Annotated in this window: 25 protein-coding genes; 21 read left to right on the plus strand and 4 right to left on the minus strand. The window is 34.1% G+C overall.

The window, feature by feature from the left end:
- Positions 1-116 precede the first annotated feature (116 nt).
- The 13 genes from LWW95_02225 (at position 117) to LWW95_02285 (ending at position 12123) form a co-directional block, all read left to right on the plus strand.
- Positions 117-794: a hypothetical protein gene (locus LWW95_02225; protein MDL1955860.1), complete on the plus strand. Its 678-nt coding sequence runs from the start codon at positions 117-119 to the stop codon at positions 792-794.
- Positions 760-1494 carry a FeoA domain-containing protein gene (locus LWW95_02230; GenBank protein MDL1955861.1) on the plus strand — a complete coding sequence of 245 codons (735 nt, stop codon included), beginning with the start codon at positions 760-762 and terminating at the stop codon, positions 1492-1494. Before LWW95_02225 ends, LWW95_02230 begins: the two co-directional genes overlap by 35 nt.
- Before the next feature lie 14 nt (positions 1495-1508).
- Positions 1509-1820 carry a DUF2325 domain-containing protein gene (locus LWW95_02235; GenBank protein ID MDL1955862.1) on the plus strand — a complete coding sequence of 104 codons (312 nt, stop codon included), beginning with the start codon at positions 1509-1511 and terminating at the stop codon, positions 1818-1820.
- 321 nt (positions 1821-2141) lie between these two features.
- Positions 2142-3458 carry a hypothetical protein gene (locus tag LWW95_02240; protein ID MDL1955863.1) on the plus strand — a complete coding sequence of 439 codons (1317 nt, stop codon included), beginning with the start codon at positions 2142-2144 and terminating at the stop codon, positions 3456-3458.
- Positions 3430-4074 (plus strand): MotA/TolQ/ExbB proton channel family protein, encoded by a 645-nt coding sequence (locus tag LWW95_02245; protein MDL1955864.1) that lies wholly within the window; start codon positions 3430-3432, stop codon positions 4072-4074. The genes LWW95_02240 and LWW95_02245 overlap by 29 nt, the downstream gene beginning before the upstream one ends.
- Entirely contained in the window at positions 4061-4474 is a 414-nt protein-coding gene (locus tag LWW95_02250; protein MDL1955865.1) for a biopolymer transporter ExbD, read from the plus strand. Before LWW95_02245 ends, LWW95_02250 begins: the two co-directional genes overlap by 14 nt.
- Complete coding sequence (locus LWW95_02255) at positions 4467-5141, plus strand: energy transducer TonB (GenBank protein ID MDL1955866.1); 675 nt, start codon at positions 4467-4469, stop codon at positions 5139-5141. The genes LWW95_02250 and LWW95_02255 overlap by 8 nt, the downstream gene beginning before the upstream one ends.
- A gap of 168 nt (positions 5142-5309) precedes the next feature.
- Positions 5310-7376, plus strand: a complete 2067-nt coding sequence (locus LWW95_02260) for a TonB-dependent receptor (GenBank protein MDL1955867.1) — start codon at positions 5310-5312, stop codon at positions 7374-7376.
- 56 nt (positions 7377-7432) lie between these two features.
- On the plus strand, positions 7433-9067 hold the full coding sequence (locus LWW95_02265) for a TonB-dependent receptor (protein MDL1955868.1): 1635 nt from the start codon (positions 7433-7435) through the stop codon (positions 9065-9067).
- Between the two features lie 30 nt (positions 9068-9097).
- Positions 9098-10588, plus strand: coding sequence for a tetratricopeptide repeat protein (locus LWW95_02270; protein ID MDL1955869.1), 1491 nt, complete (start codon positions 9098-9100; stop codon positions 10586-10588).
- 5 nt (positions 10589-10593) lie between these two features.
- The gene (locus LWW95_02275) at positions 10594-10746 is read left to right on the plus strand and encodes a hypothetical protein (GenBank protein ID MDL1955870.1); all 153 of its coding nucleotides are present in this window, start codon (positions 10594-10596) and stop codon (positions 10744-10746) included.
- Positions 10743-11603: a radical SAM protein gene (locus LWW95_02280; protein MDL1955871.1), complete on the plus strand. Its 861-nt coding sequence runs from the start codon at positions 10743-10745 to the stop codon at positions 11601-11603. Before LWW95_02275 ends, LWW95_02280 begins: the two co-directional genes overlap by 4 nt.
- 310 nt (positions 11604-11913) lie before the next feature.
- Positions 11914-12123 carry a type II toxin-antitoxin system HicB family antitoxin gene (locus tag LWW95_02285; protein MDL1955872.1) on the plus strand — a complete coding sequence of 70 codons (210 nt, stop codon included), beginning with the start codon at positions 11914-11916 and terminating at the stop codon, positions 12121-12123.
- A gap of 73 nt (positions 12124-12196) precedes the next feature.
- Here LWW95_02285 and LWW95_02290 read toward each other — a convergent pair whose 3' ends face one another.
- Positions 12197-12433, minus strand: coding sequence for a ferrous iron transport protein A (locus tag LWW95_02290; protein ID MDL1955873.1), 237 nt, complete (start codon positions 12431-12433; stop codon positions 12197-12199).
- A gap of 136 nt (positions 12434-12569) precedes the next feature.
- Here LWW95_02290 and LWW95_02295 point away from each other — a divergent pair, with 136 nt between their 5' ends.
- The 8 genes from LWW95_02295 to LWW95_02330 all read left to right on the plus strand — a co-directional run bounded on the left by LWW95_02295 (position 12570) and on the right by LWW95_02330 (position 20590).
- Positions 12570-12803, plus strand: a complete 234-nt coding sequence (locus LWW95_02295) for a ferrous iron transport protein A (GenBank protein ID MDL1955874.1) — start codon at positions 12570-12572, stop codon at positions 12801-12803.
- Positions 12800-14056, plus strand: coding sequence for a ferrous iron transport protein B (feoB, locus tag LWW95_02300; protein MDL1955875.1), 1257 nt, complete (start codon positions 12800-12802; stop codon positions 14054-14056). The genes LWW95_02295 and feoB overlap by 4 nt, the downstream gene beginning before the upstream one ends.
- A gap of 15 nt (positions 14057-14071) precedes the next feature.
- Positions 14072-15304 carry a hypothetical protein gene (locus LWW95_02305; GenBank protein MDL1955876.1) on the plus strand — a complete coding sequence of 411 codons (1233 nt, stop codon included), beginning with the start codon at positions 14072-14074 and terminating at the stop codon, positions 15302-15304.
- Positions 15305-15358: 54 nt separating this feature from the next.
- Positions 15359-15640 carry a hypothetical protein gene (locus LWW95_02310; protein ID MDL1955877.1) on the plus strand — a complete coding sequence of 94 codons (282 nt, stop codon included), beginning with the start codon at positions 15359-15361 and terminating at the stop codon, positions 15638-15640.
- 15 nt (positions 15641-15655) lie between these two features.
- A complete protein-coding gene (locus tag LWW95_02315; GenBank protein ID MDL1955878.1) occupies positions 15656-16474 on the plus strand; it encodes a DUF4198 domain-containing protein in 819 nt (272 codons plus the stop codon).
- Between the two features lie 159 nt (positions 16475-16633).
- The gene (locus LWW95_02320; protein ID MDL1955879.1) at positions 16634-17968 is read left to right on the plus strand and encodes a sodium:alanine symporter family protein; all 1335 of its coding nucleotides are present in this window, start codon (positions 16634-16636) and stop codon (positions 17966-17968) included.
- A 40-nt stretch (positions 17969-18008) separates the two neighbouring features.
- Positions 18009-19259, plus strand: a complete 1251-nt coding sequence (locus LWW95_02325; GenBank protein MDL1955880.1) for an ATP-binding protein — start codon at positions 18009-18011, stop codon at positions 19257-19259.
- Entirely contained in the window at positions 19256-20590 is a 1335-nt protein-coding gene (locus LWW95_02330; protein ID MDL1955881.1) for a DUF2791 family P-loop domain-containing protein, read from the plus strand. Before LWW95_02325 ends, LWW95_02330 begins: the two co-directional genes overlap by 4 nt.
- 16 nt (positions 20591-20606) lie before the next feature.
- Here the strand turns inward: LWW95_02330 and LWW95_02335 are convergent, their stop codons facing one another.
- The 3 genes from LWW95_02335 to LWW95_02345 all read right to left on the minus strand — a co-directional run bounded on the left by LWW95_02335 (position 20607) and on the right by LWW95_02345 (position 22362).
- Entirely contained in the window at positions 20607-21050 is a 444-nt protein-coding gene (locus LWW95_02335) for a DNA-binding protein (GenBank protein ID MDL1955882.1), read from the minus strand.
- 83 nt (positions 21051-21133) lie between these two features.
- Positions 21134-21754, minus strand: coding sequence for a hypothetical protein (locus LWW95_02340; protein ID MDL1955883.1), 621 nt, complete (start codon positions 21752-21754; stop codon positions 21134-21136).
- 32 nt (positions 21755-21786) lie between these two features.
- Entirely contained in the window at positions 21787-22362 is a 576-nt protein-coding gene (locus LWW95_02345; GenBank protein ID MDL1955884.1) for a PH domain-containing protein, read from the minus strand.
- Positions 22363-22421 lie beyond the last annotated feature (59 nt).

Consider the following 22421-nt stretch of genomic DNA (forward strand, 5'->3'; position numbering starts at 1 on the left):
CTTTTCTGAACTGTCCTTTATGACACAAAACATAACCTTTCGTCAAGAGTTTTCCTCTTGACAATTTATTTTAGTATGTTATATAATTTAACAAATTTAAATCATATAACTTAGTAATGAGATTAGAAAAATTTGTTTATAGGCTTAAAAAAAGACATGGTCAGGAATTTTTAATGGCTATTAAAGATTTAAAATATGATCCTTTTCTTTCAGGGAGCGCCATTGCGGAGAAATTCGGGCTCAGTAGAGAAAGGGTTAGGCAAATTTGTGACATAATATATGGTAAAGGTTTTTTGTCTTATAGGAAACAAGAATTATATTCTAAAAAACAACTTTTTTTGTTATGCCAAAAGTGGAAGGAAAGCAAAGATTTAAAAAAGCAAGTTTATGTTTTTGTTATTGAGAGACTTCAAAAAATGGGGTTAGAACCTGTATTATATGGTAAGGTAAGATTGCGTCTGCTGAAGATTAAAAATAATAAATTAATAAAATTTAAAATTTTAACAAAAGTAACTAGATTAAATGGACATGCTTATTATGTAGTGCATGTAAATGCGCCAAGTGTTAAAAAAGCAGACATATTAATAGTGGCTTTATGTATTCAAGAAAAATTTCATTTTTTTATTTTTCCCAGAAAAATATTTGCAGAAAAAAGCTATCTTTGTATTGATGCTAAGACTCCACAAAAAAGTATTTATAAAAAATATCTCAATAAATGGGATATTTTAGATTTAAAAATAATAAAAAGGGGGTTTAAAGATGGCAAAGGTAGGAAGACTGACAGAGTATATTAAAGGAGAAGTGAAAGATTTTGAGGTAATAAGTATTGAAGGAGGAAAGGAATTAAAGGAATACCTTGAGGAATTAGGTATAAGAGAAGGTGTAAAGATTAGTTTTCAAGGTAGCCTTACTCATGAACACAAGGGGCCATTGGGTCTTGAGATAGAAGGGAAAAAGCTTGTTCTGGCGCAGGGTATAGCGGACAAAGTGATTATGGATGTAAATGGAGTAGAAAAACACCTTTTAGAAATGGAGGCAGGAGAAAGTGGAATACTCAAGAGGATAGCAGCTGGTAAAGAAGCAAGTGACATTTTAAAAAAATTGGGACTTAAAGAAAACACAAAAATAAAAGTTACCGGACATGTAGCAGAAGAGAGTTTTCATATTAAAGTGGATGACAAAGAACTTGAGCTTTGCACTGGAGAGGCTTCAAAAATTTTGGTGGAAAAGGAAGGGCAGAACTTACAGCTTAATTATCTTGCACCAGGAGATAGTGGTAAGATTGCTGGCATCATAAGTGGTGTCCATTTGAAGGAGCGTTTAAAAGAGGAGGAAATAGGCATTGGTAAGAATATTAAATTGATTTCTCGCAAAGCTACAGCTGGCTTGGGAAAACATGCAGGATGTATTTTTTATCTCACTGTAAATAATCAGCTTTCTGTTTCAATTGGTCGTGGAATGGCAGAAAAGATTATGGTTAGCCCAATTGAATAATAAAGGAGGGTTTTATGGGCAGATCGGTTTTAGTTGTAGGAGGTTTGGATCGATTAGTCAATCGTTATAAGGAAACGGTTCGTGCTTTTAAGTGTAGGTTTTATTATCATTGTGGTGACTGTAATGGGGGGAAGAGAAAATTGTATAGATTAGTAGATCAGGCTGATGTTGTTTTTTGTCCAATTGATATTACCTCTCATACAGCCTGTGCCCTGATTAAAAGGAGGTGCAAAAAACAGGGAAAGCCCTTTTTCTTTTTGAGAAGTTCCAGTCTTTCTTTTTTTAAAAAGGCTTTAAGTGAATGGTTAGAAAAACAAGGAAGGTAATTATGAAGCTTTTATACTCAAGGCATAAATGTATTGAGGCAATCCAGATTCAGCGTATGGAAGCCATAAGTTTTTTGGCAGCAGGGCTTTCACATGATATTAACAATTTGCTGATGGGTGTCTTACATTATACCTATGCCATCAAAAGAATGAATCCAAATATAATTTACCTTCCTCTGAAAACATGACAGAAATTAAAACAACACCAAGAGAAGGTGAATAGTTAACGATTTTGTTAAACTCTTGACAAAGAAAAAAACTTGTAATAAAAATTAATTAAATTATTTAACTTAGTTAATTCAATTTATGAAGATAAATAAGATGACATTATTAAATAAAATAAAGCTCAAGAATGCTACAGGGCACTTTGCGCATATTATATGTATTGTATTTTTATGTATTGTATTAGGATTTTCAAATGGTTTTTCAAAAATGCTTAAAAAAGATAGCAATAATGATGGGGATATAGATATGTGGGCATATTATGATGAAGATGGAAATTTAATAAAGATAGAGATTGATTCAAATTTTGATGGAAAGTTAGATGAATGGAGATATTTTGAAAAAGGAGATTTGGTAAGAATAGAAAGTGATACAAATCATAATGGAAAAATTGATACCTGGAGTTTCTTTGAAGATGGAAAATTAAAAAGACAAGAGCAGGATAAAAATGAAGATGGTCTAAAGGAGATAATCATCTTTTTAGACAAAGAGGGGGAAAAAGAAAGGGTAGTAATAGATAGCAATTCTAATGGAAAGTTCGATACCTTTAGTTTTTATAAAAAAGGGGAGCTTATAAAACAAGAACAAGATAAAAATGAGGATGGAAAGATGGATACATGGTTTTATTTTGAAAAAGAAGGACTGAAAGAGGCCCGATTTGATACAAATTTTGATGGAAATGTAGATGCCATAAAATTTTATGAAAAAGGAGAAATTATAAAGGCACAGTGGGATAGCGATTTTGATGGAAAGATAGATACCTGGGATTATATCAAGGAGGCAAGGCAAGAACAGGATAGAAACAAGGACGGAAAAGTAGATACTTGGCTTTATTTAAATAGTTTGGGAAAGATAATTAAAATAGATACAAATTTTGATGGAAAGGTAGATTTGATAAAACACTATCAAAAGGAGATTTTGACTTTAGAAGAAATAGACTCAAATCACGATGGTCAATTTAATGTAAGAAATGAATATAAAAAAGGAAGCCTATATAGACAGCTTCAGGATAGAAATAAGGATGGTAAATGGGATTTATGGATATATTTTTCTAAAAATGGGGAAATGAAAGAATTACAAATTGATAAGGATTATGATGGTAAGGTTGATAACTGGTATTTTTATAAAAATGGAAAACTAATAAGGCATGAACAAGACACAAATAAAGATAGAAAGATTGACCTTTGCTGGCATTATGGAAAAGATGGGAATCCCATTAAGGCTTATAAAGATAAGGATGGGGATGGAAAATGGGATATTTTCTTTTTTTATGAAGATGGGAAGATTACAAGGGTAGAGGAGGACAGAAATAGAGACGGAAAAATAGATATTTGGAAATACTGTGACAAAGAAGGGAAATTAATTAAGACAGAAAAAGACTTAGATTATGATGGAAGGCCAGATATTTCATTTTAATTTACCTATAATATCGTTTTTAGCAAAAGGCGGGATTTTAGTAATTCCTATCCTTTTTTGCTCTATAGTTGCCCTTACTATAGTGCTTGAAAGGCTTTATAGATTCAGAAAGCTAAGGATTAAAAATCCAGACCTAATAGCTAGGGTTAAGAAGGCATTAAATGAAAAAGGAATAGATGAGGCATTATTCATAGCAGAAAATAGCAAAAATCCTTTAGGCAGGGTGCTGAAAGAAGGTATTAAAAGATACCGTGCTGGTAAAGAATCCATGGAAAGGGCTATGGCTTTTGCAGCAGAAAAAGAAATAAGGGAGTTAGAAAGGTATTTGCCTGCCTTATCTACTGTAGGAAACATTGCCCCGCTTTTAGGTCTCTTAGGTACAGTAACAGGGATGATAAAGGCATTTATGGTAATTGAGAGATTAGGAGGAAGAGTAAATGCCAGTGTGCTTGCAGGTGGCATATGGGAAGCCATGCTTACTACTGCCTTAGGGCTTTCTGTAGCTATTCCTACCATAGTAGCCCACAATTATCTAATAAGTAAGTTGAGAAACTTTACGGCAGTCTTACAAGAAAGACTTAATGAATTTTTGGAAACATTAGATGATAAGGCTTAAAAATAGTGTAAATGATATTGCAGAAATGTCTCTTACACCTTTGATAGACATGGTATTTTTGCTAATTATATTCTTTCTTTTAACTACAAGGTTTATCACTGAAGAAGGTATTTCAGTAAAGCTTCCTCAGGCAGATTCCACAACACCACAGACCCAAAGAGAAATTACAGTCTATGTAACTAAGGAAGGTAGGGTATTTATTGGGAATAGGGCACTTACCTTACATCAACTCTATTATGAATTGAGGTCCCTTATAGGCTCTAATAGAAATAAATTGGTAGTAATAAAGGCAGATAGAGAAGCAATTTTAAATAAAGTGGTAAAGGTAATGGATGTTGCAAAGACTGCTGGTGCAGCAAGGCTTTGTATTGCAACAAGAAAAGAGGGATATGGTGAATAAAAACAAAAATAAGGCTATAAGGATATTTTTTATTATCTCCATAGCACTTCATACCTCTATATTACTTTGCTTTACTGACATATTCTCTGCAAAAACACCTGAGCGAAGGATAGAGGTAGATTTAATAGAAATGGCAGAGGAAGATATTAGGTCTTCTGAATTTCCTATGCCAAAGAAGGTTGATGTAAATTATGATCCTATAAAAAATATTTTGCATCAGCAGGTAAAATATAGGCAATATCCAAAGACAATTGTAGAATCTATTAAAGAAACAAAATATAAACCTATTTCAGTAGCAAGCATATCTAATTTCTTTCCAAAACATTATGATTTTAATAATACCAATAAAAATAAAGGAAAAGTTTCTCCACTCTTTTATTATCAACAACTTATTAAACAAAAGATTGAAGAGAACAAAAGATACCCGTTACTTGCTAGAAATAAAGGGATTGAAGGTAAAGTATGGGTAAAATTTGAGATTTTAAAAGATGGAAAGGTAAAAGATATAAAGGTAGTTAAATCTAGTCATCATCAAATCTTAGATAAGGCTGCTATAGAAAGTATTAAAAAAGCCAATCCATTTCCTCCTTTTCCAGAAGAATTAAAAGAAAGTTCATTGATTATAAATATATGCCTACGTTTTGAATTGAAAAATTATGCAAGATAAAAAGGAGGTAAAATGAAATAAAATAAAAGATTAACAAATCAAAATGCGGAAAGCAGCCCCGGCCAAAGAAACCTGCTTTCCGCTGTGGTACCTGGTAATTTTTAACCAGGCCCATTTTTTTATAGCAACAAAAGCATTATTTGTCAATTAATTTAAAAGGAGGAGGCTATGAAAGATTTAATTTGCTTTCTATTGGTCTTTCTCATTGTTACTATGGCTTCAGCACAAGAAAAGCCAAAGGAAATAGAAATAGGAGAAGTGGTAGTAACTGCTACAAGGACAGAAAGACCAGTAAAAGATGTGCCTAACAGCGTAACCATTATAACCAAGGAAGAGATGGATAAGATGCATGTAAAGACAGTAGATGATGTATTGAACAAGGTGGCTGGTATTAGGATAAAGCGCTCTTTATGGCTTTCAACCACAAGCAGTCACACTGTGCTTATGATGAGAGGTACAGGCTCTTCAAAGCGGGTATTGGTGCTAAAAGATGGCATTCCCTTAAATGATATGTATGGAGGTGCAGTTCAAGAGTTTAGCACACTTTCCACTGAGGATATAGAGAGGATTGAGATAGTAAGAGGGGCAGGTTCTGCTCTTTATGGCTCTAATGCCATGGGTGGTGTGATAAATATTATTACTAGACCACCTAAGGAAAAGTTTGAAGGTGGCTTAAGCTATGAAGGTGGTGAGATGAATACCCATATATATAACTTTAATATAAGCCGAGCATATGATTGGATTGGATTTCGCCTCTCAGCAGGTGGCAGAAATACAGATGGTTATGAATATAAAAAGAAATGGAAGGATTATTACAAAAAACCAGAGACAGATAGGTATTATGTATCACCAGAGGTTGATTTTAAATTAGGTAGATCAAAGCTTAAATTTGGGTTTGAATATTTTAGTGAAGATGATATTCATGCTGCCCCAACTTTATATGACTTAGATAGAGATACATATAAATATCACGTTGATTACAGTATCCCTATCTCAGATATAGATTTTAATGCCAAATTTTACTACTTTGACTATGATTGGGATACAGAGGCATACAAATATAATAAAACTACAAAACAATATGATAAATTCTACTATAAAGCCAACGTTCCTAAAGATAATTGGGGACTTATGCTCCAAGCAAGCAAGGAAATAAAAGGGCTTCTTTTTACCATAGGCTCTGATTTAAGATGGGGGAAGTGTGAATCTCATTATCTATATAAAAAAGGGCCAAGGGATTTTGAAGGGAAGCAAAAGCAATATTCTTGGTTCTTACATGCAGAATTGCCCCTATTAAAAGAAAAGTTAATTCTTAGTGCAGGTATCCGCTATGACTGGTGGAAAAATTATGATGGCAGGTTTTATGACAATACCACTGGAAAGGAGATAGCTTTTAACTATCCAGAAAGCACTGAAGACCGCTGGTCTCCCAAGGCAGGATTGGTCTATCATTTAACAAAAGACACAAGGTTTAGAACATCCTTTGGAACGGGATTTAGAGCTCCAGACCTTTATAGTCTTTATAGGTCAGGTCCTCATGGGGCAGCGCTCTTTGAGATAGGAAACCCAGAACTTGAGCCTGAAAAGATGACCTATTCTATAGACTTTGGGTTTGATACAAAGCCTTTTTATGAATTATTTAAGATAGCTAGAGATTTCAATCTATCTTTTACTGCCTATTGGAGTGGTTTTAAGGACTTTATTACCAAGAAGGTTTTAGAACCAGATGAAATTCCTTCTTATTTTACACCTGAAGAAGGACAGGAAGTAAAACAAAAGGTAAATGTAGGGAAAGTGCATATTTATGGCATTGAAACTGAAATAGATTATACATTTTTAAAATATTTTAAAGTCAATGTTAATTATACATATAATGTTTCAAAAGTTGTAGAACATCCCTTAGCTCCTGAAATAGAAGGAAAATTACTTACTTATACGCCCAAGCACATAGTAAACTGGAGCATAATTTATGATAACCCCAAGTTATTTACTATAAGTCTATATTGCACCTATATGGGAAAGGTCTTTTATGATGAAGAGAATAAAAAGCCCATTGATGATTATGTAGTGGGTGATTTAAGAGTTTCCCGTATTATACCACTTCCAAAATATATGAGGGGTAAAATGGAAGCCTTTTTAAATGTGGATAATATCTGGGATGAAGAATATAGGCACTATTACTATTATTATCTTCCAGGCACCACTGTAATAGGCGGATTAAAATACACTTTTTAGGAATATGGGAGAGAACATAACTGAGAGGAGGATTTATCTATTTACTAACATTATTTATGCTTTTAAAGCCAATTTTACTATATAGCCAAACAAAAGAAAAGATTGTTATCACTGAAAAGGATATAAAAGAGATGAAGGTGCATAGTGTTGTAGATTTATTAAATCAGATTCCAGGGGTAAGGGCTACGAAGAACTCTGTTAATATAAGGGGTTTTGGTAGCAAAGAGGTTTTAGTACTCCTTGATGGAAGGCCTTTAAATGACCCCTATTCAAGAAGTGTTAATCTAGAAGGCATATCTATAAATGACATAGAAAAGATTGTCATTGAAAAGGGAAGTGGTGCATTAAAGTATGGAGCAAATGTCACAGGTGGTGTGATACTGATATTTACCAAAGAGGTAAAAAAGAAGACCACAGCCCATATGGATGTCTCTTATGGGAGATTTAACACATTAAGAGGTGAATTCAATCTTAGGTGCCCTTTAAAAATAATAGATGTTTTATTTTCTTTAAATGGCACTAGAACAGATGGGTTTCGTAAAAATGGATGGGGAAGGAATTTTGGGACAGCCATTAAATTAAAAAGAAATAAATTTACCCTTTCTACTCAATATGCTACATTAGATGAGGGGTATCCAGGCCGCATCTATTCTCCCACACCAAGGGCAAAATCTAAAAGAGATGATTTGGGCATTGTCTTTCTTGCCAATTTTGATAATTTAAAAAGCAGGTCTTATTTTGATTATTTTTACAAATCCCATAAAAATCCTGATATTTCCTTAGATAAAAATATGACCTGTTATGTTTTGGGACAGAGTTTACAAATTACCTCTCCTTTTAATGCTGGTATAGATAGCAGCCTTAACATAGTTAAAGGAAAAGATATTAAATCCCACAGAGAAGGTAATTTTGCCCTTTATAGATCAAAAGACGGGTCTTTTTTGGGGATTAATTTTGGTCTTGGCTTAAGAGCTGACTGGCATTCAGAGTTTGGTTTAAGAATTGACCCACAATTTAAGCTAAGTGGTAGATTTTTACCTATTGAATTTGAGCTCTTTATCAACCGCTCCCACAATTATCCTACTTTTTATCAGAGGTTTTATGAGACTACATTTATAAAAGGAAATCCTGACTTAGATATGGAGAAGGCATGGAATTATAAGCTTTGTCTATCTAGTAAGATAAACAAACTGTTTCAACCAAGTTTGACCTTTTTTTATAGCGATATAAAAGATAGAATTACTGCCATTAAAGGCAATGATGGCATTATAAGATATAAGAATCTAGGTTCTACAAGCAAAAAGGGTATTGAGACCACAATAAACTCTGAGATTTTTTCATTTTTATCCTTTAATGTAAGTTATCTTTTTCTCATAGCCAAGGATGAGAGAACTGACAAATTATTACCTTATCAGGCAAAGCATCAAATCCAATCAAACCTTTATTTGAAATTAACACCAGATTTGACTGTCACATTTCATGGATATTATGTCTCAAGGAGATTTTGCAAGCCAGAAGAAAAGGAACCTCTATCCCCATATTTTGTGCTTGATGCAAAGATTGCCTTTAAATTAAAAGACTGGGAGGCTTATATAGAAATAGACAATTTATTAGATAGATACTATGAGCCCCATGATGGTTACCCTGCCCCAGGCATAACCTATACATTTGGGATAGTAAGGGAATTTTAGATGAGAGAAAATAAATTTAAGGAGGAAACTATGGGGAATAAGAAGAGAAATATAATAAGTATAATTTTAGTAGTCCTTATAAGTCTGGTCATTGTCTCTATGGTAAAAACTCTGCGTGTAGTAAAATATGAAAGATTAGGTCTTAGAGAATATGAAAAGGGGAATTACAAGCAGGCAATAGAGTATTTTTCAAAAGCAATAGAATATAATCCAAATGATGCATTTTTATATAACAATCGAGGGCTAGCTTATTATAATTTGCAACAATATGATAAGGCAATTGCTGATTATACAAAGGCTATAGAGATAAAACCTAATTTTGCAGATGCTTATTATAATCGGGGTCTGGCATATTTCAGAAAAGGTTCCTCTTATAATCTTGAGCCGCGCAAAAAGGCAATTTCTGATTTTACTAAGGCAATAGAATTAAGACCAGATTTTGTAGATGCCTATTATAATAGAGCATTAGCTTACACTGAGCAAATTCACTACCATCATAAATACAAGACCATTCCTCCTAAATTTCCTTCTGAGGAGATGGATTATTATAATAAAGCCCTTTTAGATTATTATAAAGTCCTTGATTTAGACCCCTCTTATATTTTAGCTTATCAAGGAATGGGAAATTTATTTTATAGGCATGGAGATTGGGATTTAGCAACTAAAGCATATAATAAGGCACTTAGTCATAAAGATGAGATATTAAAAAAAGTAGGAGAAGAAGGTTTAGCTGGTGTATATAATAGCAGGGGAAGAAATTATTTAGCTGCAGGGAAACTTGAAGAGGCAATCTCTGATTTTACAAAGGCAATTGAATACTACAAAAAAGGAGCAAATAAAGAGGTAGGATTAAGTAAAAATATTACCAATGCCCTTGCCCATAGAACAGTTGCAGCTTGGGAATTAGGGAAATGGGAAGATACTATTAAATATGCTGATGAAACAATTAAGGTAAAGGAAAGCAATCCTAAAAGATATGGGAAGGCTACATTTTATTATTTTACTAAAGGAAGGTGCTATTATAAGCTTGGTAAGTATGATGAAGCAATTCTTAATCTTAAAAAGGCGTTAAGTGAGTCAAAATATGGGATGGATGCAGAGGCAAGATTATGGTTAGGCAGAGTATATAAGAAGAAAGGCGATAAAAGAAAGGCAAAAGAAAAAATAGATGAGGCCTTAGAATTGTATAATAAAAAAATTAAAGAGGCAGATGAATATAGCATTCATAAATTATATCTTAAAAGAGGATTGTGCTATTTGGAGCTTGATGAGTATGATAAGGCAATCTCTGACTTTAAAGAGACAATAAAAAGAAGAGTATTTTCAGACAGACCAGTTAATCATACAAATTATTATTTAGATGCCCATAAATATATTGGCATTGCCTATATGAGAGCAGGAAATAGAGATAAGGCAAAAGAATATTTTAAAAAGACAATAGAGTTGGCAAAAGAACGTGGATTTGAAGAGGTAATAAAGGAGACTGAAAAGCTTTTATCTAAATTATATAAAAGGGGGTGAAAATTATGTGTGTTCCAATAAGTGTTCTTACAAAAGGAAAAACTAGTGGTTGCACAGGATTATGTAGGCTTTTGCCTCATATAAGTGCCTTAGCAGCCCTTTTTGCTGGTTTAGTTTGGAACTTTTTGCGTAGGAAAAAGTCAAAGATATTTAAATGAATTGGCTAAATAGACATTTAACTTTGCAGATTGAGCCTACTCGCAGATGCAACTTAAACTGCAAGATATGTATGCGACGGAATTTAAATGAAAGTAATATTCAACTATCTTTAGAGAATTTTAAAAAAGCATTGAATTCTGGAAATTTTCAGCATGTTTGTCTGCATGGATGGGGTGAGCCACTGCTTAATCCTCAGATATTTCAAATGATAGAATATGCTGAATCACAAGGAATTTCTACAGAGCTTACTACTAATGGGACTCTGCTTAAAGAAAACTTAGAAAAAATCTTTGACAGTGGTCTAAGTATTATTGCCCTTGGAATACATAATAAGAAAATTCTTTTATCTATTTTTCCACAAATTAAAGACTTAATAATAAGAAGAAATAAAGAGAGATTGAGGAAACCAAAAATCTATATGGATATTGTTATATACAAAGAAAATCTTAGTCAAATTCTGGATTTAATAAAAATTGCCTCTCAATTAAATATGGATGCAGTAATCTTACACAGGCTATTTAAGATTCACCCCAGTGTGGACTATATTTCTGCTGAAGAAGAAAAAAAATTATTTAAGAAAGCAAAAGAGTTAGCGAAAGAATTAAGGATAAAACTATATCTGCCTCCAAGACCTTCTATACCTTGTATTGCAGTTATATATAGCATTTTTATTACAGTTGAAGGTAAAATTACTCCTTGCCCTTATCTTTTAGAGCTTCACTTAGGAGATGCCTTTAATGATCATGTAAAAGATATATATCTAAAAAAGATTAATTTTATTAAAAATATGAATAAGCACCCTATATGTAACAATAAATGCCCATTAGGTTCCAAAAATGGCAAGTTTTATTGCTGAAGTATTCGTTGTTGTCAGTACTCTGTTATTTTGCCACGGACAAATAACAAGAAAGGAGGTATAGAGAAACCCTAAATTAAAGTCCTAAGAAATATCAAACTGCCATGGATAACAGCTATTGAGGCTGAAAAGTTTTGTTACCATTAGACGAAAAAAGAAAGATTCGGTCTCTTTCCTTCCAGGGCAAAAGATGATAAAAAAGAAGAGCCCTGACTTGGAGAATTTGAAGGACTATAAATAAAATCTCACAAATGGCTTAAGCAAGTCCAGTGGTTTGGACGGTAAAAAATAAAAATTATGAGGTGTAAAAATGAAATTTAAAATAGTTTTAGAACCGAGTGAAGATGGAGGATATACAGTATATGTTCCCAGTTTACCAGAATGTATAAGTGAAGGAGATACTAAAGAAGAAGCCTTAAAGAATATTAGAGAAGCTATTGAATTATATTTTGAACCGGTAGAAGATGATTTAATACCTTTTGAACAACAAAAGGTAGAAATAGTTGAGTTGAGTATATGAGTAAAGTTCCGAGTTTGAATTATGAAAAAGTAATAAAAGCTCTGCAAAGAGATGGTTGGGATTTTTAAAGTTACTAACGTGGTTCACTTACTATGATTTTTTGGGCTACACCCCAGCCAAGGACAAGCCTTGTATCCTTTATTGATATAAGCACAGGGCCTGGGCGTGAATTACTAAGCACCTTTATAGTAATCCCTGGAATGAGTCCTAAACTAAAGAGTCTTGACTGTAACCCCCTGCCTGCATTTATGGCCACTACTGTCACTTCCTTATTTTTATCTACCATACTGAGCGGGATTAAGCCATTCATTTTCCACCTTTAACTATTTACATTTGTTAATGCTAAAATCTTAATTCAAAAATCAAATTTTGTCAAATCTCTTGACAAGAAAAAAAACTTATGATAAGTGATTTAATTAAGCTAAATTATTTAATTTAGTTAATTTATGAAAGTAACATTATTAGATGAGATAAAGCCTGGTCAAGAATGTCGTATTATAAGAGTAAATATAGGTGGTGCTACAGGGCAGCGCCTAATGGACATGGGCTTTATACCTGGGACAAAGGTAAAGGTAGTGCGTAATGCACCACTTATAGATCCAGTTGAATTTGTTGTTAGAGGATATCATGTTAGCCTCCGTCATTCAGAGGCTAAATGTATTGAGGTGGAGCCATTATGAAAAAGGGAAAAATTATAGTAGCAGTTGCAGGTCAGCCAAATTCTGGTAAGTCCACTATTTTTAACCTGCTTACTGGGGCTAGACAGCATGTAGCCAATTATCCTGGTGTAACTGTTGAGAAGAAGACTGGGATATTTAAGTTTCAGGGAGATAGAATAGAACTGGTTGATTTGCCTGGTACTTATAGCCTTACTTCATACACATTAGAAGAGCGCATAGCAAGGGATTTTATCCTCCATGAAAGACCAAAATTGGTAGTTGATATAGTAGATGCATCAAATCTTGAAAGGAATCTCTATCTTACATTTCAGCTTGGTGAGATGGGGATTCCATTGGTAATTGATTTAAATATGATGGATGTAGCAAAAAGCAGGGGGATTGAAATAGATATAGATGAATTGAGCAAAAAGTTAGGGGTCCCAGTAATTCCAACAATTGGTAATAGAGGGAAGGGGAAAAAAGAACTTCAAAAAGCAATATGGGATGTTGCTAAGGGAAATATCAAATCTAGTTTTATACGCATTGATTATGGTGATGCTTTAGAGCCTATACTATCTTCTTTAGAAAAAAGGCTTTCAGAAGAATCTGCACTTTCTCAAAATTATCCCTTAAGATGGCTTGCTGTAAAACTTATGGAAAATGACAGTGAGGCAGAGAGGCTTGTTAAAGAGATGTCAAAAAATGGAAAGGAAATTCTAGATTATGTAAAAAAAGAAAGGGAGAGATTTATATCTCAATATAAAGAAGCGCCAGAAAAGGTTATTGCTCAAAGGCGTTATCTTACTGCAGAGAAGATTGTAGAAAGTGTTATTAAGAGAAAAAAGGAAATAACCTTAACCCTATCTGATAAGATTGATAAAGTTGTCTGCCATAAGGTCTTTGGTTTTATTATTTTAGCTGCTGTTATTTATGGTCTATATGAACTTTCTATAGTTCAAGGCTACAAAATTACCAATTATACCTGGCCCATTTTAGCCTCCTTTAGAAAACTTATGGTAAAGGTTCTCCCCCCTGAAGGATTCATCTTTGACCCACTCCTTCGTTCGATACCTTTAGGGGTCATTGATGGAATTGTGGCAGTTCTAAATTATGTCCCTATCTTTCTTATCCTCTTTGCCTTAATAGCCATACTTGAAGATACAGGCTATATGGCACGTATGGCATTTATCTTAGACCGTATCTTTAGGTATTTTGGTCTTCATGGGCAATCTATTCTACCCTATATATTGGGTGGTGTATATGTAGGTGGGTGAGCTATACCAGGTGTCATGGCGTGCCGTGGCATAAAGGATGAAAGGGCACGTATGGCAACAATCCTTACTACACCTCTTATGAATTGTATGGCCAAGATTCCACTCTATGTGCTCTTAATTGGTATGTTCTTTGCTGAATATAAGGCTCTTGCTATGTTTTTTATAGCTACAATTACATTGATTATAGCACTTGGTGTAGCTAAGGCTTTAAACCTCACTGTGCTTAAGGGAAAGGAAAGTGCTCCATTTGTAATGGAGCTTCCTCCTTATCATATCCCTACAGTTTCTGGTGTCTTGCGTCGTTGTTTAGAAAGGACATGGCTTTTTGTAAGAAAGGTTATAACTATTGTTATTGTAGTAGCTACTATTGTCTATGTACTCATTAGCATGCCTGGAATAAGTAAAGAGAGAAAAGCTTATTATGAAAAAATGGCAAATCAGGCAATTGAGAAGTTTTATAAGGAAATAGGAAAGGAAAATCCATATGCCAAGGTCTTGGCTGGTAAAGGGCTTATTGAATTTGCCAGATATTGGGACTCATATAAGATTGCTATGATGGGGGCAAAGGGGAAGGAGGAAAAAAAGGTTATTGATGAAAAGTTTAAGGAAAAAAATATTGAATTTTACAAGATAGTAAAAAGGGGAAGCTATGAACTTGATGGAAAAAAGATAAAGGATAAGGATGCAAAAAAGGTCTATAAGGCATACAAGAAACTTGCCAAGGTAAGAAAGAAACTAAGACGTGAAATTAAGGATGAGACAATTATATCAAGCTATCTTGGGCGTGTTGGTCGGGCTATAGAACCATTTACAAGATTTGCAGGGTTTAACTGGCGTATAAATATTGCTCTTATCAGCTCCTTTGCAGCAAAGGAGAATTCTGTAGCAACTTTAGGGAGCATTTATCAATCTCCACCAGGTGAAGAGGCACAACTTGGGGAAAGGATAAAGAGGAAAGAAAAGGGTTGGACACCACTTCATGCTTTAGCCATAATGCTTTTTATGGCCATGTATCCTCCCTGCATCCCTACACTGATCATGGTACGATTGGAGACCGGAAGCACAAAATGGATGTTATTTGCTACAATCTATCCCATTATATTGGGGCTTACAATAGCAATCCTTGTGTTCACAGGAGGAAATTTTCTGGGCCTTTCAGGAATTCAAGCAATGATTGCCTTTTATGTCTTGGCAATAATATTCACAGCAATAATGGGATTTATCAAAAGAGAGCCAAAAATTACATAGAAAGGAGGTGAAAATGTGAAAAGGGTATTAATTTGTTTATTTGGTCTTATAGTTATGGTATTTTTGGCTAATTATTCTTATGCCCACACCCCACTTTGCTCTTGTTATGACAATGGAGATGGCACTGTGACATGTGAGGGTGGATTTTCTGATGGTTCTTCTGCTGCTGGCGTAACTATGCTTGTGTTGGATAAGAGCGGAAAGGTATTGATAAAGGGAAAGATGAATGAAGATAGTGAATTTACCTTTAAAAAGCCAGATGTTCCTTATACAGTTGTCTTTGATGCAGGGCCAGGTCATGTAGTAAAGATAGATAGTAAAGACATCACTGAATAAAAAGGAGGATAAGAGATGAAAAAGATTATGTTATTAAGTATGATATTTATGTTTATGCTAAGTGTTTCTGCATTTGCCCATTTTCAGATAATTTATAGCCCAAATAGTGTACCGAAAACAAGAAAGATTAATCTCAAGCTGATCTTTACCCATCCATTTGAGGCAGGTCATACCATGGACATTGGAAAGGATGAAAGTGGTAAGATACACCCACCCATAGCATTTGGTGTGATGCACAAGGGAAAGAAAAGGGATTTACTAAAAAAATTAAAACCAATTACCTTTAGGAGTCTGACTAATAGTGGTAGGGCTTATGAGGCTGATGTTAAACTAAAAGGCATGGGGGATCATATCTTTTATTTTGTTCCTGCTCCATATTATGAACCTTCAGAAGACATATATATACAGCAGTGCACAAAGGTCATATTCAATATAGGTGGTATACCAACAGATTGGGATGCAGCAGTAGGTGACCCTCTGCCAGTTGAGATTATCCCTTTGGACAAACCTTATGCCCTGTGGGTCGGTAATGTTTTTCGTGGTATAGTTACACGTGGTGGCAAACCAGTGCCCAATGCTGAGATTGAGGTGGAGTATCTGAACCATGATATTAAAGGGAATGCCTTTGTTAAGGAGGCTAAGGTAGAGGCTCCTCATGATGCATTTGTTACCCAGACTATCAAGGCAGACTCAAATGGCATATTCACCTATGGTCTTCCTAGGGAAGGCTGGTGGGGTTTTGCAGCCCTAGGTGTAGGTGGGGATCTAAAATACAAGGGTAAAGAACTTTCTCAGGATGCAGTCATCTGGGTTCAGGTATGGGGGATGAAATAATTAGTTTAACTTATGGGCTGCGGTTAATCTGACCGCAGCCTTATCAATTTTTCTGGTTTTATATCAAATATTAACCTCCCTTTTTGGTCTTTCGTTAAAATTTTTCTTTGACAAAATCATAATTTAGTTTTAAATGCTCACTTAAACAAGGAGGGTAAGATGCAGGAAGTAAGTGAATTCATAAAAGAATTAAGCAATTTTATCTGGGGCCCTCATATGATTATTTTGCTTGTAGGTATTGGTGTTTATTTAACTTTTAAAACAAAATTTATTCAATTTAGAGGTTTTATTCATGCTTTTCGCACCTTATTTTTCCCAGGCAAAAATAGTTTAACTGGCGATATTACTCCATTTCAAGCACTTTGTACTGCTTTATCTGGCGCCATAGGTATTGGCAATATAGTAGGTGTAGCTACTGCCATTGCTGCTGGTGGCCCTGGGGCAGTTTTTTGGATGTGGATTACTGCTATTGTAGGTATGGCAACTAGTTATAGTGAATGTCTTTTAGCAGTAAAATATCGTATTACTCATTCTGGAGAAGTAAGTGGTGGTCCTATGTATTATTTAGAAAATGGATTAAGGCTTAAATGGTTGGGAATTTGTTTTGCTATTTTTGCTTTATGCGCTTCTTTTGGCATTGGCAATATGGTTCAGGCAAATTCTGTTGCTGAGGCACTTTATGATGCTTTTAAAATACCAAAATGGTTTACAGGCATTACTTTAGCTATTCTGATTGGCTTAGTCATTATAGGTGGAATTAAACGTATTGGTATAGTAGCTAGTCGTTTAGTACCATTTATGGTGGTAATTTATATAGGTGGCTCATTAATCATATTAATTAAAAATTTTTCTTTATTACCAAAAGCTTTTTTTTCTATATTCTACCATGCTTTTAATCCCATAGCTGCTACGGGAGGATTTGCTGGTGCTTTAGTAAAAGAGGCAATTCGTTTTGGTATAGCAAGAGGGCTTTTTTCTAATGAAGCAGGTTTAGGTAGTACTCCTATTGCCCATGCAGCAGCTAAAATTGATCAACCTGTTAAAGAAGGTTTGATAGCTATGTTAGGGCCTTTTATTGATACCATTGTTGTGTGTACTATGACCGCATTAGTTATTATTGTTTCTGATGCATGGAAAAGTGGGGAAACTGGAGCTGTTCTTTCCTCTATGGCTTATGGCAAGAGCATTTTGGGAGGTAGATATATAATTGTTACAGGTGTAGTACTTTTTGGCTTTTCTACCATTATTTCATGGTCATATTATGGTGATAGGTGCATTAAATATTTATTGGGTGAAAAAATGCTTTATGTTTATAAATGGCTATATGTTTTAATGATTTTTATTGGGGCTTGTGTTCATTTAGAAATTGTTTGGAATTTTTCTGATGTAACAAATGGTCTTATGGCTATTCCAAATCTTATCGCCTTATTGGGACTTTCAAAAATAGTTGTGAAGGAGACAAATAATTATTTTTCTGAAAAAATAATAAAATAAAACTCTTTACAACTTAGTTTTTAATCTGATAACCTAAAGTATGCAACTTGATACAAAAGTAGCGAGACGCATTATTGAGACAGTAGGTGCCTATGGCACACCCCCAGAGTATGGCTTTCAATTTTTTACTGCTGGACTTGATGATTATTTACGAATTATTCACGAGGAATATTTAAAAACTTATATTAAAGAAGGGGGATCAGTAGTAAAGATTGTAGTTGGCGCCTATGGTGGTGGGAAAACACATTTTCTCTATAGTATTAGAGAACTTGCTTGGCAAGAAAATTTTGCTGTAAGCTATGTATCTTTAAGCCCAGAAGAAAGCCCCTTTCATCGCCTTGAAGCTGTTTATCGGGCTATTGTTAATAATCTTACTTATCCATTATCTCCTGAAGATTTGCTTAAAGGTACAGAAAAGGGTATTGAATCATTTATTATTGCCTGGTATGAAAGACAATCTAATGCCTTTCATCAAGCTGGGCTTAAAGAAGATACTTTAGAAGCAGAAATAGATGAATATCTTTCTTCCATAAAACGCACTATTGAAAACACAAATTTTGCTAATGCGGTAGCAGAGGCATTTCTTGCCTTACATAGAGAAGAAGAAAAGGTATTTAGGCAGATTTTACAGTGGCTTAAGGCAGAAGGCTATGAAAGGGATTGGCATCGTCAGTTTGGCATTCTTACCAATATAGATCGCAGTAATGCATTTTCTATGATTCGTTCTTTAGCTCAATGGATACTTAATATCGGTTATAGTGGTCTTGTTATTCTTTTTGATGAAGCAGAGCAAATTCCAAGTTTAAGTACTCGTCAAAGAGAACTTACTCTTTCTAATTTACGAGAACTTATTGATGCCTGTATGGATGCTTCCTTTAGGCATGTTATGATTTTTTATGCATTGCCAGACGAACGTTTTTTTGAAGGTCCATCTCATATATATGAAGCATTAAAACAGCGTATTTCTTCAGTATTTGACTTTTTTAACCCTTCTGGTGTCAAAATTAAACTAGAAAAAGCAAAGGAGGATCCTGTTCTTCTTTTAGAAGAAATTGGTTATAAATTAAAACATATTTATGAAATAGCTTATGGAATAAGGTTTCCTTCTCAAATTGAAGATATTATTCATGTAATTGCTCAAGAGGCTTATGAACGCCGTTTTGGTGACATTGGTTATATTAGACTATTTGTGCAGGGAATAATAAAAGCATTTCATCTTTTAAGACACAATCCTCATCTTGTTAATAAAGCAGAGGAAGTTTATCAGATGCTGGAAGAAGGTGGAGCATGAGAGGATTAAGAGTAAAGCATCCTGTACTTGGAGAGGGCAAAATAATAGATACGAGACTTCAAGGTTATGAATGTTTAGTACAATTTACTACTGGCCTTACTATTTGGGTAAAACGTCGCCAATTAGTATTTTTAGATTCACCTCCAGAAGAAAATTATCATGCTAAACCCTTAAAGCCTATTTTTTCTCTTCCTTCTTTTAAAACTCTTGTTAAAGGTGGAAGGGAAGTAATAGAAGCTTTTAGGGCAGGCATTGTACCTGCAAATTGGATTAAAAGTTGGACAGTAGGTCGAGCAAGAGAAATTGCTGAGATTAAATCTTGGCTTCATGATCAAACTTCTGGCACTCTTGTTATTAAAGGAGAATATGGAGCAGGAAAAACACATTTGATTGAATACCTTTATCATCAAGCAAAGGAATTAAATTATGCAGTTGCTCGTGTAAGCATTGATCCTTTTAGTACACAATTGGCTTTCCCAAAGCGTATTTATCGTGAGCTTATTCAAAGTCTGCGTGTGCCTCATGAAGAAAAAACATTAAATTTTAGAGAATCTTTAGTAATTTTAGCTCAAAAAGATGTACTTTCTGACCATAAAATTCTTGGTCCTTTTTTAAAAGTCTTAAAAGAAGAGCGTGTTACTACATCTATGTGGCACTGGATAGAGGGTTTTGAAAATCTTTTTAAAGATTTTGGTGTCCTTTATGACCATACTACTGCTGCTAACATTTATTGTTATATACTTTCTGGGTTAAGTAGAGCTTTGGTTGAATGCTTTGATGTCAAAGGTCTTGTGCTTTTATTTGACGAAACAGAGGTAAGTCGTATTTACCGATATACATATGAATGGCAAAGAGGTATAAATTTCCTAAAAGGGTTAGTACTTGTAGCCAATGATGAGCCAGAATTAATTGAGGAAAAGGTGATAAAAGGAGAAAATTATTATCAAGGTGAGCAGACAGGACTTGTATATTCTGGGTATCGAAAGCTTCCATACATCTATCAGCTTCCTACTTATTTAAAAGTAGCCTTTGCTGTTACTCCAGACTTTTCTTTAGAAAAGATGATGACTGAATATAATATTTATACTTTAGAATTAGAACCACTTGAACCTCAATATTTAGAACACTTTTTTTATCGCTTTGTAGAGCTTTATTATCAAGTCTATCGCCTTAAACTTACTTCTAAAGAAAAAAAAGAAATATTTTCATTTATCCGTGAATATGCTTCCATTTCCACACGTCTATTTATTAAGGCTATGGTAGAGTGTCTTGATTTTAAGCGATTTTACCCAGGTGCTAATTTAAAAAGATTGGCTGAAGAAGTAGGTTAATTTTAAAATAATGTGCTTAGGGATTTAGCAGTTCAAATCCTGTATTTGGATCAAGAGCACGAATCGCCGTAGTATCAACTAATTCAAACAATATAACTTCCATAACATGCCATACCTTTACCCCTTTGCGAACACATCCAGTTATTGAAGATGTTTTCCTTCCACAAGCTATATGCATGTGTAAAATAGGCTCACCTTTTTCATTGGGAAAGATTGTTCCAGTGCCAACTATTTCATAAACATTATTAAGAATATGTTCCATAGGCACAATCGGTTTTTTACGCCCATGTTCAGGACCTACAATAAGCTTACTGCCTTCATCAGCTCCTCCAATAATAATTAAAGCTGCTGCTTTAATGGATTTTTCACGCGCAAATTTTTCAATTTCTTCATGGATAATATCCCCATCTTCAAGACGAATAACATATACTCTTCCTATTTTAGCCTGTGAATATTTCATAAATCTTTACCCAAATTAATCGCATTCAACACTAAAATAGTAAGATAAATTAGCAAAAAATCAAGGTCTTTTAATGCTTTAGCCTACATTTGCCTTGTTAGCTCTTCTTCGTATTTTTGCTTAATGTCAGTTAAAATTTTCTTTGCTTTTTTGAGGGCAGACATTGCACGTCTTTGTTGATCTTCCTCATACCAGACTATATTTCCTGATTCCCAACCAAGAAATTCTATGATCTCCAAGCAACGAAGACATATTTCTGGTAAACCCGTAAGCTCTAATATCCAACTTCTTGGGACAAAATGAATAAATTCATTTCGCAGTTCGTTAAGCTTTTCTACAGCCCTATCATGATCTGGAGTAGCTTTAAATTTTTTGCTATGCACATAGTACAGCATAGCATCACTTTTGATTTTTTTGTATAAGTTTAAAAAATAATCGATTTTTTCATCAGGGTACCTACCTCCTTTACGGTGTGCTCTAAGCCATTGTGCAGCAATTTTATCCTTCAAAGGCAATAATCCATTACCACGGCGCAAAGCAAGAACCATGAACTCTTGAAGTGCATTATGTGTAATAATAATTACCCATTTCCATTGATAAGGATTTTCAATTAAGGATTGAGCAGTCTCTGCAAGCATTTCTAAATCAGAGACTGCTTGCTTTGTTTCATCTGTTCTCAACCACAAATTTTCACTGGTAAGCATCTAAACTCAGCGATGGTATGTAACTATTAAGTTTACTTCTCCCTCTGTATTTTTCTTATCTGATCATATACTTCTTTTGCATTAGGTATCATTTCAAACATTGGAGTTATTTCCATTTCAGGCCAAATACCAGCATACCACCAAATGAAAGGATTTATTGGACCAAAATAAATAGTTCCATATCCATGAGTCTTTTCTGTTAATGAGATATTACTTAGAGTTTTAATATTTAAACTTTTTATTTTCTTACGGAATAAACCAGAAATAATAATTATTCTCTCATTGGTTATTCCATAATAAGTATTTTTCCTTCGTTTGGCATCTATAATGAATCTTCCAAAAACAAAATATAGCCCCATAATCACAAAGGGGATACCAAAAATAGGTAATATAAATGCTGCTGATTCACCTTTTTCAGGAGCATTTAAAGCAGTAGTTATTGCCGTAATTTCCCAGAATATTACAAATCCCATCCAGAGGATACTAAAAGGAATAAGGAAGATATCATTAGAACGAAACATTATTCCTTGTTTAGGCTTTCCTGCCCAAATTAATTTTTCATGAGGACCTAATTCCTTCTGAATTACTTGTTCACATTCATACTGCATATTATCCTCTTAACGCTAAACTCAGCGGTGTGTAACGCCATCCGCTGGGGAGGTTTGTT

The sequence above is a fragment of the Candidatus Desulfofervidus auxilii genome, from assembly GCA_030262725.1.
Lineage (GTDB): Bacteria > Desulfobacterota > Desulfofervidia > Desulfofervidales > Desulfofervidaceae > JAJSZS01.